A 14679-nucleotide genomic window follows, 5' to 3' on the forward strand; every position below is an offset into this window, starting at 1 on the left:
TTCTACCTAGCAGTGTTCAAGCATCAACCGCTTTTTGGGTCGACTTGAAGACACGAATTTTTTTGCCGTCTTCTACTTTGAAACCAACGCGGTCAGCCTTGTTGGTTTCGCCGTTGAAAATGGCGACGTTGGAAGCGTGCAGAGGCGCTTCTTTCTCGACGATACCGCCCTGAACGCCCGACATCGGGTTCGGCTTGGTATGACGCTTCACCAGGTTCACACCACCAACAACCAGACGGTTGTCAGCGAGGACCTTCAGCACCTTACCGCGCTTACCTTTGTCTTTGCCGGCGATCACGATGATCTCGTCGTCACGACGAATCTTTTGCATGTCGGATCTCCTTACAGCACTTCAGGGGCGAGCGAGACGATCTTCATGAACTTCTCACCGCGAAGTTCACGAGTCACTGGCCCGAAGATACGGGTGCCGATCGGCTCTTGCTTGTTGTTCAACAGAACAGCAGCGTTACCATCGAAGCGAATGATCGAACCGTCTGCACGGCGAACGCCGTGACGGGTGCGGACTACAACAGCAGTCATCACCTGGCCTTTCTTCACTTTACCGCGAGGAATGGCTTCCTTGACGGTAACTTTGATGATGTCACCGATACCAGCGTAACGACGATGGGAGCCACCCAGCACCTTGATGCACATAACGCGGCGAGCGCCGCTGTTATCGGCCACATCGAGCATGGATTGAGTCTGAATCATATAATTTCTCCGACCCCTAGTCCTTAGACTTCCACAGCGCGTTCGACGATTTCAACCAGTGCCCAGGACTTGGTCTTGGCTACCGGACGAGTTTCACGAATAGTGACCTTGTCGCCGATATGGCACTGATTGGTTTCGTCATGCGCGTGCAGCTTAGTCGAACGCTTAACGTATTTACCGTAGATCGGGTGCTTTACGCGACGCTCGATCAATACGGTGATGGTCTTGTCCATCTTGTCGCTGACGACACGGCCAGTCAGCGTGCGGACGGTTTTTTCAGCTTCAGCCATGATCACTTACCTGCCTGCTGGTTGAGCACAGTTTTCACGCGAGCGATGTCACGCTTAACTTGCGAGAGCAGGTGCGACTGCCCCAACTGGCCAGTTGCTTTCTGCATGCGCAGATTGAACTGGTCGCGCAGCAAGCCGAGCAGTTGCTCGTTCAGTTGCTGTGCTGATTTTTCACGAAGTTCATTCGCTTTCATCACATCACCGTCCGCTTAACAAAGGAGGTGGCAAGTGGCAGCTTCGCAGCAGCCAGGGCAAAAGCCTCACGCGCCAACTCTTCAGAAACACCCTCGATCTCGTACAGGACTTTGCCTGGCTGGATCTGGGCAACCCAGTATTCAACCGAACCCTTACCTTTACCCATCCGCACTTCGAGAGGCTTCTTGGTAACCGGCTTGTCCGGGAACACACGGATCCAGATCTTGCCGCCACGTTTTACGTGACGGGTCAGGGCACGACGTGCCGACTCGATCTGACGGGCGGTGAGACGACCGCGGGCTACAGCTTTCAGCGCGAACTCGCCGAAGCTGACTTTGCTACCGCGCAGAGCCAGACCACGGTTGTGGCCGGTCATTTGCTTGCGGAACTTCGTACGCTTTGGTTGCAACATTTGGCGTACCCCTTACTTGGCAGCTTTTTTACGAGGCGCTGGTGCTTGCGGCTTCAGCTCTTCCTGGCGACCACCAATTACTTCGCCTTTGAAGATCCAAACCTTTACACCGATCACACCGTAAGTGGTGTGCGCTTCGTAAGTGGCATAGTCGATGTCGGCACGCAGGGTGTGCAGAGGCACACGACCTTCGCGATACCATTCAGTACGTGCGATTTCAGCACCGCCGAGACGACCGCTAACCTGAATCTTGATACCTTTGGCACCAATGCGGATAGCGTTCTGTACGGCGCGCTTCATGGCGCGACGGAACATGACACGACGCTCCAGCTGCTGAGCAACGCTCTGGGCAACCAGCATACCGTCGAGCTCCGGCTTGCGGATCTCTTCGATATTGATGTGCACAGGCACACCCATTTGCTTGGTCAGGTCCTGACGCAGTTTCTCAACATCCTCACCCTTCTTGCCGATCACGATGCCGGGACGAGCGGTGTGGATGGTGATGCGTGCTGTCTGAGCCGGACGATGAATATCGATACGGCTAACGGACGCGCTTTTTAGTTTGTCCTGGAGGTACTCACGCACTTGCAGATCTGCCAGCAGGTAGTCTGCATAAGTGCGACCGTCTGCGTACCAGACGGAGGTGTGCTCCTTGACGATTCCCAGGCGAATGCCAATGGGATGTACTTTCTGACCCATCTCTTCGACTCCGTTACTTGTCAGCAACCTTGACAGTGATATGGCAAGACCGCTTGACGATGCGATCAGCACGGCCTTTGGCACGTGGCATGATGCGCTTCAGCGAACGCCCTTCGTTGACGAAAACAGTCGAGACCTTCAGGTCATCAACGTCTGCGCCTTCGTTATGCTCGGCGTTGGCTACGGCCGACTCCAGCAATTTTTTCAGGATCTCAGCGGCTTTCTTACTGCTGAAAGCCAACAGGTTGAGCGCTTCGCCCACCTTCTTCCCGCGGATCTGGTCGGCGACCAAGCGGGCTTTCTGGGCGGAGATTCGAGCGCCCGACAACTTAGCGGCTACTTCCATCGTTCCTTACCCCTTAACGCTTGGCTTTCTTGTCAGCCACGTGCCCGCGATAAGTACGGGTACCGGCAAACTCGCCCAGTTTATGGCCAACCATATCTTCACTTACCAGAACCGGTACGTGCTGACGGCCGTTGTGTACTGCGATGGTCAGACCGACCATTTGTGGCAGGATCATCGAACGACGAGACCAGGTCTTAACTGGTTTGCGATCGTTCTTTTCCGCCGCCACTTCGATCTTCTTCAGTAGGTGAAGATCAATAAAAGGACCTTTTTTCAGAGAACGTGGCACTGTCGTATCCCTCTATTTACTTGCGACGACGGACGATCATTTTGTCGGTACGCTTATTACCACGGGTTTTAGCACCCTTGGTTGGGAAGCCCCATGGCGATACCGGATGACGACCACCGGAGGTACGACCTTCACCACCACCATGTGGGTGGTCAACCGGGTTCATGGCAACACCACGAACGGTTGGGCGAACGCCACGCCAGCGCTTGGCACCGGCTTTACCCAGCGAACGCAGGCTGTGCTCGGAGTTCGAGACTTCACCCAGGGTCGCACGGCACTCGGCCAGAACCTTGCGCATTTCGCCGGAGCGCAGACGCAGGGTCACGTAGACGCCGTCACGAGCGACCAGCTGAGCCGAAGCACCAGCGGAACGAGCGATCTGGGCACCTTTGCCAGGCTTCAGTTCGATAGCGTGAATGGTGCTACCAACCGGGATGTTGCGCAGCTGCAGGGTGTTACCGGCCTTGATTGGGGCCAGGGCACCGGAGATCAGCTGGTCGCCTGCACTCACGCCTTTAGGGGCGATGATGTAGCGACGCTCGCCATCTGCATAACGCAGCAGGGCGATGTGAGCAGTACGGTTCGGGTCGTATTCGATACGCTCAACGATGGCAGCGATGCCATCCTTGTCGTTGCGACGGAAGTCGACCAGACGGTAATGCTGCTTGTGGCCACCACCGATGTGACGAGTGGTAATGCGACCATTGTTGTTACGACCACCAGACTTCGATTTTTTCTCGAGCAGCGGTGCGTGAGGAGCGCCTTTGTGCAGCCCCTGGTTGACCACCTTGACCACGAAACGGCGGCCAGGGGAAGTCGGTTTGCATTTAACGATTGCCATGATGCACCCCTTCCTTACTCAGCACTGCTGCTGAAATCGAGATCTTGGCCTGGCTGAAGGGAGATAACTGCCTTCTTCCAGTCATTGCGTTTGCCCAGACCGCGAGCAGTGCGCTTGCTTTTACCCAGAACGTTCAGGGTAGTCACGCGCTCTACTTTCACGCCGAACAGAACTTCAACGGCCTTCTTGATTTCCAGCTTGGTTGCATCAGTAGCAACCTTGAAAACGAACTGACCTTTCTTGTCAGCCAGAACTGTGGCCTTCTCGGAAACATGCGGGCCAAGCAGAACTTTAAATACGCGTTCCTGGTTCATCCCAGCAGCTCCTCGAATTTCTTCACGGCCGACACGGTAATCAGAACCTTGTCGTATGCGATCAGACTGACCGGATCGGAACCTTGCACGTCACGTACATCGACGTGTGGCAGGTTGCGAGCAGCCAGGTACAGATTCTGGTCAACGGCGTCGGAAACGATCAGCACGTCGGTCAGACCCAGACCGTTCAGTTTACCCAGCAGGTCCTTGGTTTTCGGCGCTTCGACAGCGAAGTCCTGAACCACGACCAGACGGTCGGTACGAACCAGCTCAGCGAGGATGGAGCGCAGAGCTGCGCGGTACATCTTCTTGTTGAGCTTCTGGGAGTGATCCTGAGGACGAGCAGCAAAAGTGGTACCGCCGCCGCGCCACAGCGGGCTACGGATAGTACCGGCACGAGCACGGCCAGTACCTTTCTGACGCCATGGGCGCTTACCGCCACCAGAGACGTCGGAACGGGTTTTTTGCTGCTTGCTGCCCTGACGACCGCCAGCCATGTAGGCGACGACTGCCTGGTGCACCAGGGTCTCGTTGAACTCGCCGCCAAATGTCAGTTCGGAAACTTCGATGGCTTGAGCGTCATTTACATTTAATTGCATGTCAGCTTCCCCTTAACCGCGAGCCTTGGCTGCCGGACGTACAACCAGGTTGCCGCCAGTAGCGCCAGGAACAGCGCCCTTGACCAACAACAGATTGCGTTCAGCGTCCACGCGCACTACTTCAAGGGATTGCACGGTCACGCGCTCAGCGCCCATATGACCGGACATTTTCTTGCCCTTGAATACACGACCAGGAGTCTGGCACTGGCCGATAGAGCCCGGGACGCGGTGGGAGACGGAGTTACCGTGGGTGTTATCTTGACCGCGGAAATTCCAGCGCTTGATAGTACCCGCGAAACCCTTACCTTTGGACTGACCGGTCACGTCGACCAGTTGACCAGCAGCGAAGATTTCGGCGTTGATCAGATCACCAGCCTTGTACTCGCCTTCTTCAAGACGGAATTCAAGAACGGTACGACCTGCGGCAACGTTCGCCTTGGCGAAGTGACCTGCCTGAGCAGCAGTCACGCGCGAAGCACGACGCTCACCAACAGTGACTTGCACTGCACGGTAGCCATCAGTTTCTTCAGTTTTGAACTGAGTGACGCGATTCGGCTCGATCTCAATGACCGTAACCGGAATAGAGACACCTTCTTCGGTAAAAATGCGGGTCATACCGCACTTACGACCGACTACACCAATAGTCATGTTGTAAACCTCATGAGTGTACGGGGCTTTCACCCGCTATGGCCGCCCATTTCAGAGCGTTACACGACCAAGACCCAAGTCTTAGCCGAGGCTGATCTGCACTTCCACGCCAGCCGCAAGATCAAGCTTCATCAGAGCGTCAACGGTTTTATCCGTTGGCTGGACGATGTCCAGGACGCGCTTATGAGTGCGGATTTCGTACTGGTCGCGCGCGTCTTTGTTGACGTGCGGAGAAACCAGAACGGTGAACCGCTCCTTACGGGTAGGCAGTGGAATAGGACCACGCACCTGTGCCCCAGTACGCTTCGCGGTTTCCACGATTTCCTGGGTAGATTGGTCGATCAGGCGATGGTCAAAAGCCTTCAACCTGATACGGATTTGCTGATTTTGCATTGGATTCCAGACTCCGATTGCTATCCCGACGAGCGCAATACGCCCGTTTAAAGGAGGCGCAATTCTATAGACGCTTCAGAATAGTGTCAACCCAATAAAAAAGCCCCCGCTAGGCGGGGGCTTCTTCAACCTATCGCTTATTAGGCGATGATTTTTGCAACGACGCCAGCACCAACGGTACGGCCGCCTTCACGAATGGCGAAACGCAGACCGTCTTCCATTGCGATTGGCTTGATCAGGGTGACTTCCATCTGGATGTTGTCACCTGGCATCACCATCTCAACGCCTTCTGGCAGTTCGCAGTTACCGGTTACGTCAGTAGTACGGAAGTAGAACTGAGGACGGTAGCCTTTGAAGAAAGGAGTGTGACGACCACCCTCTTCCTTGCTCAGAACGTAGACTTCAGCTACGAACTTGGTGTGAGGCTTGATGGTGCCTGGCTTGGCCAGAACCTGACCACGCTCAACGTCGTCACGCTTGGTGCCACGCAGCAGAACGCCGCAGTTCTCACCAGCACGGCCTTCGTCCAGCAGCTTGCGGAACATTTCAACGCCGGTGCAAGTGGTCTTGGTGGTGTCACGCAGACCAACGATTTCAACTTCTTCCTGGATGCGAACGATACCACGCTCAACACGACCAGTTACCACGGTGCCACGACCGGAGATCGAGAACACGTCTTCGATTGGCATCAGGAAGGTCTTGTCGATAGCACGCTCAGGCTCTGGGATGTAGCTGTCCAGAGTCTCAACCAGCTTCTTGACAGCCGAAGTACCCATTTCGTTGTCGTCTTGGCCGTTCAGAGCCATCAGAGCCGAACCGATGATGATTGGAGTGTCATCACCTGGGAAGTCGTAGGTGCTCAGCAGGTCGCGAACTTCCATCTCGACCAGTTCCAGCAGCTCAGCGTCGTCAACCATGTCAGCCTTGTTCAGGAAGACAACGATGTACGGAACGCCAACCTGACGGGACAGCAGGATGTGCTCACGAGTTTGTGGCATCGGGCCATCGGCAGCCGAGCAAACCAGGATCGCGCCGTCCATCTGGGCAGCACCAGTGATCATGTTTTTGACGTAGTCGGCGTGACCTGGGCAGTCAACGTGCGCGTAGTGACGAACAGAAGAGTCGTACTCTACGTGAGCAGTGTTGATGGTGATACCACGAGCCTTTTCTTCTGGCGCGCTGTCGATTTTGTCGAAGTCGACTTTAGCCGAACCGAAAACCTCGGAGCAAACGCGAGTCAGAGCAGCGGTCAGAGTGGTTTTACCGTGGTCAACGTGACCGATGGTGCCAACGTTGACGTGCGGTTTGTTACGTTCAAATTTTTCTTTAGCCACGACAGTGAACTCCTAGCCTAAAGGGGGTTAGATCAACCTTGTTTTTTAACGAGCGCTTCGACGATGTTCGACGGAGCTTCAGCGTATTTGGAGAATTCCATGGAGTAGCTCGCGCGACCCTGAGACATGGAACGAACGTCGGTCGCATAACCGAACATTTCTCCTAGCGGTACTTCAGCACGGATAACCTTGCCGGAGACCGAGTCTTCCATACCCTGGATCAGACCACGACGACGGTTCAGGTCACCCATCACGTCACCCATGTAGTCCTCAGGGGTCACTACCTCGACCTTCATGATCGGCTCAAGCACCTTACCGCCACCCTTTTGGGCCAGTTGCTTGGTCGCCATCGAAGCAGCGATCTTGAACGCCATCTCGTTGGAGTCGACGTCATGGTAGGAACCATCAAATACGGTAGCCTTCAGGCCGATCAGCGGATAGCCGGCAACAACGCCGTTCTTCATCTGCTCTTCGATACCCTTCTGGATCGCCGGGATGTATTCCTTAGGAACCACACCACCTACAACTTCGTTGGCGAAGACCAGACCTTCGGTAATGTTGCCCTTGTCGTCCACGTCCGGAGTCGAGAAACGAACCCAGCAATGGCCGAACTGACCGCGACCACCGGACTGACGAACGAATTTACCTTCGATCTCGACATTGTCCTTGGTGATGGTTTCACGGTAGGAAACCTGCGGCTTACCGATGTTGGCTTCGACGTTGAACTCACGCTTCATGCGGTCAACGAGGATGTCCAGGTGCAGCTCACCCATACCGGAGATAATGGTCTGACCAGTCTCTTCGTCGGTACGAACGCGGAACGATGGGTCTTCCTGAGCCAGCTTGCCCAGTGCGATACCCATTTTTTCCTGGTCCTGCTTGGTCTTCGGCTCAACAGCTACCGAAATTACAGGCTCAGGGAAGTCCATACGCTCCAGGATCACCTGCTTGTCGGCGTCGCAAAGGGTATCACCAGTGGTGACGTCCTTCATGCCGATCAGCGCAGCGATGTCGCCGGCACGTACTTCTTTGATTTCTTCGCGCTGGTTCGCGTGCATTTGCACCATACGACCCACACGCTCTTTCTTGCCCTTGACCGAGTTGATCACGGAGTCGCCCGAGCTCAGGAAGCCCGAGTAGACGCGCACGAAAGTCAGAGTACCAACGAACGGGTCGGTGGCAATCTTGAACGCCAGAGCCGAGAACGGCTCGTCGTCGCTGGCGTGACGCTCGATTTTCGGAGCGTTTTCGTCTTCGACGTGATCAGGATGGATACCCTGGATCGCAGCGATTTCGGTCGGAGCCGGCAGGAAGTCGATAACGGCGTCGAGAACCAGAGGAACACCCTTGTTCTTGAAGGACGAACCGCAGACCGCAGGAACGATTTCACCAGCCAGGGTGCGCGCACGCAGACCAGCCTTGATCTCTTCTACAGTCAGCTCACCTTCTTCAAGGTACTTGTTCATCAGCTCTTCGCTGGACTCGGCAGCCGCTTCAACCATGTTGGAGCGCCACTCTTCAGCCAGCGCCTGCAGATCGGCAGGAATTTCTTCCTCACGATAAGTGGTGCCTTTGTCGTCTTCGTTCCAGTAGATCGCCTTCATCTTGATCAGATCGACCTGACCGGCGAACTCTTCTTCAGCACCGATAGCGATCTGGATCGGAACCGGGGTGTGGCCCAGACGGTTCTTGATCTGACCTACTACGCGCAGGAAGTTTGCACCAGCACGGTCCATCTTGTTCACGTAGACGATACGTGGAACGTTGTACTTGTTCGCCTGACGCCATACGGTTTCAGACTGAGGCTCGACACCGGAGGTGCCGCAGAACACAACGACCGCGCCGTCGAGTACACGCAGCGAACGCTCTACTTCAATGGTGAAGTCAACGTGGCCAGGGGTATCGATAACGTTTACGCGATAGTTGTCGTACTGACCGCGGGAACCTTTCCAGAAGGTGGTGATGGCAGCGGAGGTAATGGTGATACCCCGCTCCTGCTCTTGCACCATCCAGTCAGTGGTCGCAGCGCCGTCATGCACTTCACCGATCTTGTGGCTCAGACCGGTGTAGTACAGGATCCGCTCGGTAGTGGTGGTCTTGCCCGCGTCAACGTGAGCACAGATACCAATGTTACGGTAGCGGTTGATTGCAGTAGTACGAGCCATAAAGCCCTCGCAAAAAGATTGAAGCCGAAATTAGAAGCGGTAGTGCGAGAAAGCCTTGTTGGCTTCGGCCATACGGTGAACGTCTTCACGCTTCTTGACAGCAGCACCTTTGCCTTCGGCAGCGTCCAGCAGCTCGCCGGCCAGGCGCAGCGCCATGGACTTCTCGCCGCGCTTGCGGGCGAAGTCTACCAGCCAGCGCATTGCCAGCGCGTTACGGCGGGACGGACGAACTTCAACAGGAACCTGGTAAGTAGCACCGCCTACACGGCGCGACTTCACTTCGACCAGCGGAGCGATGGCGTCGAGAGCTTTCTCGAAGATTTCCAGGGGATCGCTGTTCTTGCGTTCTTTAACCTTGTCCAGCGCGCCATAAACGATACGCTCGGCAACGGCTTTCTTGCCGCTTTCCATTACGTGGTTCATGAACTTCGCCAGGATCTGGCTTCCGTATTTCGGATCGTCAAGGATCTCGCGTTTTGCTGCTACGCGTCTTCTTGGCATGGATAAGCCCTCAAACGGTCTTCAGGTTAGCCCGGGACAGCACTCCAGAGGAGCTTGCCCGACCTTACTCTTATCGACTCAAAAAAATAGAAAAGTGCAAAATCAGTCAGAAACCAAAGCCACTTAGGCTTTTTTAGGCTTCTTGGTACCGTATTTCGAACGACCTTGGTTACGACCTTTGACGCCGGAAGTATCCAGAGAGCCGCGAACGGTGTGGTAACGAACACCTGGCAAGTCTTTTACACGACCGCCGCGGATCAGTACCACGCTGTGCTCTTGCAGGTTGTGGCCTTCACCACCGATGTACGAGGAAACCTCGAAACCGTTGGTCAGACGCACACGGCATACTTTACGCAGTGCCGAGTTAGGTTTTTTCGGCGTAGTGGTGTACACGCGGGTGCACACGCCACGACGTTGCGGGCAGTTCTGCAGCGCAGGAACGTCGGACTTCTCGACGATACGCTTGCGCGGCTGACGTACCAGCTGGTTGATAGTTGCCATCTACTAGCTCCACTGTTGACTTGCAGACGCTATTGCCTGCAAGAAAGCAAATGACAGGGCGATAGGCCCTGTCAAATTTAGGGGTACAAGAGTCTAAAGAGGATCTCGCCCCCAGTCAAGGCAATGCCCCGACCTCTTCCACCGTCTTGCGACAACTGAATGTTGCCGCAAGACCTGAAAAACGCCGGGGCACGACCCTTAGTTACCGCTGGAGTTCAACGCCTCGGTCAGAGCGGCCTCGACTTCGCTGGCGCTGACGCGCTGCGGCTTGTCGATATCACGGCGACGCTTACGCTCGCTGTGGTAAGCCAGACCTGTACCTGCCGGGATCAGACGACCCACGACGACGTTTTCTTTCAGGCCGCGCAGGTAATCGCGCTTGCCGGTTACTGCTGCTTCGGTCAGTACGCGGGTAGTCTCCTGGAAGGAGGCCGCGGAGATGAACGACTCGGTCGACAGCGATGCCTTGGTGATACCCAGCAGTACGCGGGTGTACTTGGCAATGAACTTGTCTTCGCTGGCCAGACGCTCGTTTTCCATCAGGACCTGGGTCAGTTCGACCTGATCGCCCTTGATGAAGCTGGAGTCGCCCGATTCAGCCACTTCAACCTTGCGCAGCATCTGACGCAGGATGGTCTCGATGTGCTTGTCGTTGATCTTAACGCCTTGCAGACGGTAAACGTCCTGGATCTCGTTAACGATGTACTTGGCCAGCGCGCTCACACCCAGCAGACGCAGGATGTCGTGCGGATCGCTCGGACCGTCGGAGATAACTTCGCCGCGGTTGACCTGTTCGCCTTCGAAAACGTTCAGGTGGCGCCACTTCGGAATCAGCTCTTCGTACGGCTCGCTGCCATCGTTCGGCGTGATGACCAGACGACGCTTGCCCTTGGTCTCTTTACCGAAGGCGATGGTACCGCTGACTTCTGCCAGGATCGACGCCTCTTTAGGACGACGCGCCTCGAACAGGTCGGCAACGCGCGGCAGACCACCGGTGATGTCACGGGTCTTGGACGTTTCTTGCGGAATACGCGCGATAACGTCACCGATTGCGATCTGAGCACCGTCAGCGACGTTGACCAGAGCGTTGGCCGGCAGGAAGTACTGGGCCGGTACGTCGGTACCAGGCAGCATCAGGTCCTTGCCATCGAGGCCGACCATCTTCACCGCAGGACGGATGTCCTTGCCGGCAGCCGGACGATCTTTGACGTCGAGGACTTCGATGTTGGTCATACCGGTCAATTCGTCTGTCTGACGCTTGATGGTAATACCTTCTTCCATGCCCACGTAGGTCACGGTACCTTTCATCTCGGTAACGATCGGGTGAGTGTGCGGATCCCACTTGGCCACGATCGAGCCAGCGTCAACCTTGTCGCCTTCCTTCACCGAAATCACAGCACCGTAAGGCAGCTTGTAGCGCTCACGCTCACGACCGAATTCGTCGGCGATTGCCAGCTCACCGGAACGCGATACCGCGACCAGATGACCGTCGACACGCTCTACGTGCTTCAGGTTGTGCAAACGAACGGTACCGCCGTTCTTGACCTGTACGCTGTCGGCAGCGGAAGTACGGCTTGCCGCACCACCGATGTGGAACGTACGCATGGTCAGCTGGGTACCCGGCTCACCGATGGACTGGGCAGCGATAACGCCGACCGCTTCACCGATATTGACCTGATGACCGCGAGCCAGGTCGCGACCGTAGCAGCTCGAGCAGATACCGAAACGGGTTTCGCAGCTGATCGGCGAACGCACGATGACTTCGTCGATGCTGTTCAGCTCGATGAATTCAACCCACTTCTCGTCAACCAGAGTGCCGGCCGGAACGATGACGTCCTCGGTGCCTGGCTTGAACACGTCACGGGCGATTACACGACCCAGTACACGCTCACCCAACGGCTCTACAACGTCACCGCCTTCAATGTGCGGAGTCATCAGCAGGCCGTGCTCGGTGCCACAATCGACCTCAGTCACAACCAGGTCTTGTGCGACGTCTACCAGACGGCGAGTCAGGTAACCGGAGTTAGCGGTCTTCAGTGCGGTATCCGCCAGACCTTTACGAGCACCGTGAGTCGAGATGAAGTACTGGAGTACGCTCAGACCTTCACGGAAGTTCGCAGTGATTGGCGTCTCGATGATCGAGCCGTCCGGCTTGGCCATCAGACCACGCATACCGGCCAGCTGACGGATCTGGGCAGCGGAACCCCGCGCACCGGAGTCAGCCATCATGTACATCGAGTTGAACGATTCCTGGTCGACTTCAGCACCCGTGCGGTCGACAACCTTCTCTTTCGAGAGGTTGGACATCATCGCCTTGGATACTTCGTCGTTGGCCTTGGACCAGAGGTCGATCACCTTGTTGTACTTCTCGCCCTGGGTTACCAGGCCGGAAGCATACTGGCTTTCGATCTCTTTCACTTCGGCGGTAGCGGCATCGATGATGCGCGCCTTCTCATCCGGAATGACGAAGTCGTTCACACCAATCGATACGCCGGAGATCGTCGAGTAGGCGAAACCGGTGTACATCAGCTGGTCAGCGAAAATGACGGTGTCCTTCAGACCAACCACGCGGTAGCACTGGTTGATCAGCTTGGAGATCGCCTTCTTCTTCATCGGCTGGTTGACCACGTCATACGACAGGCCGGCCGGAACCACCTGGAACAGCAACGCACGGCCGACAGTGGTGTCGACAATACGGGTGTTCTTCACGCTATTGCCGTCACGATCGTTAACGGTTTCGTTGATACGAACCTTGATCTTGGCGTGCAGGGCAGCCTCGCCGGCGCGGAATACGCGGTCGACTTCCTGCAGATCAGCGAACACGCGGCCTTCGCCTTTGGCGTTGATCGCTTCACGGGTCATGTAGTACAGACCCAGTACCACGTCCTGCGACGGAACGATGATTGGCTCACCGCTGGCTGGCGACAGGATGTTGTTGGTCGACATCATCAACGCACGGGCTTCGAGCTGGGCTTCCAGGGTCAGCGGTACGTGAACGGCCATCTGGTCGCCGTCGAAGTCGGCGTTGTACGCAGCACAGACCAGCGGGTGCAGCTGAATAGCCTTACCTTCGATCAGTACTGGTTCAAATGCCTGGATACCCAGACGGTGAAGCGTAGGTGCACGGTTGAGCAGCACGGGGTGTTCGCGAATCACTTCGGCGAGAACGTCCCACACCTCTGGCAGCTCGCGCTCGACCATCTTCTTGGCAGCTTTGATGGTCGTGGCCAGGCCACGCATTTCCAGCTTGCCGAAGATGAACGGCTTGAACAGTTCCAGTGCCATCTTTTTCGGCAGACCGCACTGGTGCAGACGCAGGGTCGGACCTACGGTAATTACCGAACGACCGGAGTAGTCAACACGCTTACCGAGCAGGTTCTGACGGAAACGACCCTGCTTACCCTTGATCATGTCAGCCAGGGATTTCAGAGGACGCTTGTTGGAACCGGTGATTGCACGACCGCGACGACCGTTGTCGAGCAGGGCATCGACCGCTTCCTGCAGCATGCGCTTTTCGTTGCGCACGATGATGTCAGGAGCCGACAGGTCCAGCAGACGCTTCAGACGGTTGTTACGGTTGATCACGCGACGATACAGATCGTTAAGATCGGACGTCGCGAAACGGCCACCGTCCAGCGGAACCAGCGGACGCAGGTCTGGCGGCAGAACCGGCAGAACGGTCAACACCATCCACTCAGGCAGGTTGCCGGAGCCCTGGAAGGCTTCCATCAACTTCAGACGCTTGGACAGCTTCTTGATCTTGGTTTCGGAGTTGGTTTGCGGAATTTCTTCGCGCAGACGGCCAATCTCGTGCTCCAGATCAATCGCGTGCAGCAGCTCGCGGACAGCCTCGGCACCCATGCGGGCATCGAAGTCGTCACCGAACTCTTCGAGGGCTTCGAAGTACTGCTCGTCGTTCAGCAGCTGACCCTTTTCCAGGGTGGTCATGCCTGGATCGATAACGACATAGCTCTCGAAGTAGAGAACACGCTCGATATCACGCAGGGTCATGTCCATCAGCAGGCCGATACGGGACGGCAGCGACTTCAGGAACCAGATGTGGGCAACCGGCGAGGCCAGTTCGATGTGAGCCATACGCTCACGACGGACTTTGGCCAGCGCGACTTCAACGCCGCACTTCTCACAGATCACACCGCGATGCTTGAGGCGCTTGTACTTGCCGCACAGGCACTCGTAGTCCTTGACCGGGCCAAAGATCTTGGCGCAGAACAGGCCGTCACGCTCAGGTTTGAACGTACGGTAGTTGATGGTCTCCGGCTTTTTAACTTCACCGAACGACCACGAACGGATCATCTCAGGCGATGCCAAACCGATACGGATGGCGTCGAACTCTTCGACTTGACCCTGGTTTTTCAACAGATTCAGTAGGTCTTTCAAGGCCTTTCCTCCTGGCGGAGCAAGGAGCAGGCAGTAGCGCCCT

The 14679-nt window shown here is 56.2% G+C and carries 18 protein-coding genes; all 18 read right to left on the bottom strand.

Going from position 1 to position 14679, the window contains the following annotated elements:
- Positions 1–16 precede the first annotated feature (16 nt).
- Positions 17–331: a 50S ribosomal protein L24 gene (gene rplX, locus PSCI_RS05975; RefSeq protein WP_045484115.1), complete on the bottom strand. Its 315-nt coding sequence runs from the start codon at positions 329–331 to the stop codon at positions 17–19.
- Positions 332–342: 11 nt separating this feature from the next.
- Positions 343–711: a 50S ribosomal protein L14 gene (gene rplN, locus PSCI_RS05980; protein WP_045484118.1), complete on the bottom strand. Its 369-nt coding sequence runs from the start codon at positions 709–711 to the stop codon at positions 343–345.
- A gap of 23 nt (positions 712–734) precedes the next feature.
- Positions 735–1001: a 30S ribosomal protein S17 gene (gene rpsQ, locus PSCI_RS05985; protein WP_045484121.1), complete on the bottom strand. Its 267-nt coding sequence runs from the start codon at positions 999–1001 to the stop codon at positions 735–737.
- A 2-nt stretch (positions 1002–1003) separates the two neighbouring features.
- The gene (rpmC, locus tag PSCI_RS05990) at positions 1004–1195 is read right to left on the bottom strand and encodes a 50S ribosomal protein L29 (protein WP_002555481.1); all 192 of its coding nucleotides are present in this window, start codon (positions 1193–1195) and stop codon (positions 1004–1006) included.
- Entirely contained in the window at positions 1195–1608 is a 414-nt protein-coding gene (gene rplP, locus PSCI_RS05995) for a 50S ribosomal protein L16 (RefSeq protein WP_009397508.1), read from the bottom strand. The genes rpmC and rplP overlap by 1 nt, the downstream gene beginning before the upstream one ends.
- Positions 1609–1620: 12 nt before the next feature.
- Positions 1621–2307: a 30S ribosomal protein S3 gene (gene rpsC, locus PSCI_RS06000; RefSeq protein ID WP_045484124.1), complete on the bottom strand. Its 687-nt coding sequence runs from the start codon at positions 2305–2307 to the stop codon at positions 1621–1623.
- A gap of 13 nt (positions 2308–2320) precedes the next feature.
- Positions 2321–2653 (bottom strand): 50S ribosomal protein L22, encoded by a 333-nt coding sequence (gene rplV, locus PSCI_RS06005; protein WP_045484127.1) that lies wholly within the window; start codon positions 2651–2653, stop codon positions 2321–2323.
- A gap of 13 nt (positions 2654–2666) precedes the next feature.
- Positions 2667–2942 carry a 30S ribosomal protein S19 gene (gene rpsS, locus PSCI_RS06010; RefSeq protein ID WP_004883670.1) on the bottom strand — a complete coding sequence of 92 codons (276 nt, stop codon included), beginning with the start codon at positions 2940–2942 and terminating at the stop codon, positions 2667–2669.
- A 16-nt stretch (positions 2943–2958) separates the two neighbouring features.
- Positions 2959–3783, bottom strand: a complete 825-nt coding sequence (gene rplB / locus PSCI_RS06015) for a 50S ribosomal protein L2 (protein ID WP_045484132.1) — start codon at positions 3781–3783, stop codon at positions 2959–2961.
- 14 nt (positions 3784–3797) lie between these two features.
- Entirely contained in the window at positions 3798–4097 is a 300-nt protein-coding gene (gene rplW, locus PSCI_RS06020) for a 50S ribosomal protein L23 (RefSeq protein WP_045484135.1), read from the bottom strand.
- A complete protein-coding gene (gene rplD / locus PSCI_RS06025) occupies positions 4094–4696 on the bottom strand; it encodes a 50S ribosomal protein L4 (protein WP_045484138.1) in 603 nt (200 codons plus the stop codon). The genes rplW and rplD overlap by 4 nt, the downstream gene beginning before the upstream one ends.
- A 12-nt stretch (positions 4697–4708) precedes the next feature.
- Positions 4709–5344 carry a 50S ribosomal protein L3 gene (gene rplC, locus PSCI_RS06030; protein ID WP_045484141.1) on the bottom strand — a complete coding sequence of 212 codons (636 nt, stop codon included), beginning with the start codon at positions 5342–5344 and terminating at the stop codon, positions 4709–4711.
- A gap of 81 nt (positions 5345–5425) precedes the next feature.
- On the bottom strand, positions 5426–5737 hold the full coding sequence (gene rpsJ / locus PSCI_RS06035) for a 30S ribosomal protein S10 (RefSeq protein ID WP_003186070.1): 312 nt from the start codon (positions 5735–5737) through the stop codon (positions 5426–5428).
- Positions 5738–5877: 140 nt separating this feature from the next.
- Positions 5878–7071: an elongation factor Tu gene (gene tuf, locus PSCI_RS06040; protein ID WP_045484144.1), complete on the bottom strand. Its 1194-nt coding sequence runs from the start codon at positions 7069–7071 to the stop codon at positions 5878–5880.
- A gap of 32 nt (positions 7072–7103) precedes the next feature.
- A complete protein-coding gene (fusA, locus tag PSCI_RS06045) occupies positions 7104–9236 on the bottom strand; it encodes an elongation factor G (protein ID WP_045484147.1) in 2133 nt (710 codons plus the stop codon).
- Between the two features lie 30 nt (positions 9237–9266).
- Positions 9267–9737: a 30S ribosomal protein S7 gene (gene rpsG / locus PSCI_RS06050; protein ID WP_003186074.1), complete on the bottom strand. Its 471-nt coding sequence runs from the start codon at positions 9735–9737 to the stop codon at positions 9267–9269.
- A 123-nt stretch (positions 9738–9860) separates the two neighbouring features.
- The gene (gene rpsL, locus PSCI_RS06055; RefSeq protein ID WP_045484153.1) at positions 9861–10238 is read right to left on the bottom strand and encodes a 30S ribosomal protein S12; all 378 of its coding nucleotides are present in this window, start codon (positions 10236–10238) and stop codon (positions 9861–9863) included.
- A gap of 198 nt (positions 10239–10436) precedes the next feature.
- Positions 10437–14636, bottom strand: a complete 4200-nt coding sequence (rpoC, locus tag PSCI_RS06060; protein ID WP_045484156.1) for a DNA-directed RNA polymerase subunit beta' — start codon at positions 14634–14636, stop codon at positions 10437–10439.
- Between the last annotated feature and the right edge of the window lie 43 nt (positions 14637–14679).

The organism is Pseudomonas sp. StFLB209 (genome assembly GCF_000829415.1).
Classification (GTDB): Bacteria; Pseudomonadota; Gammaproteobacteria; order Pseudomonadales; family Pseudomonadaceae; genus Aquipseudomonas.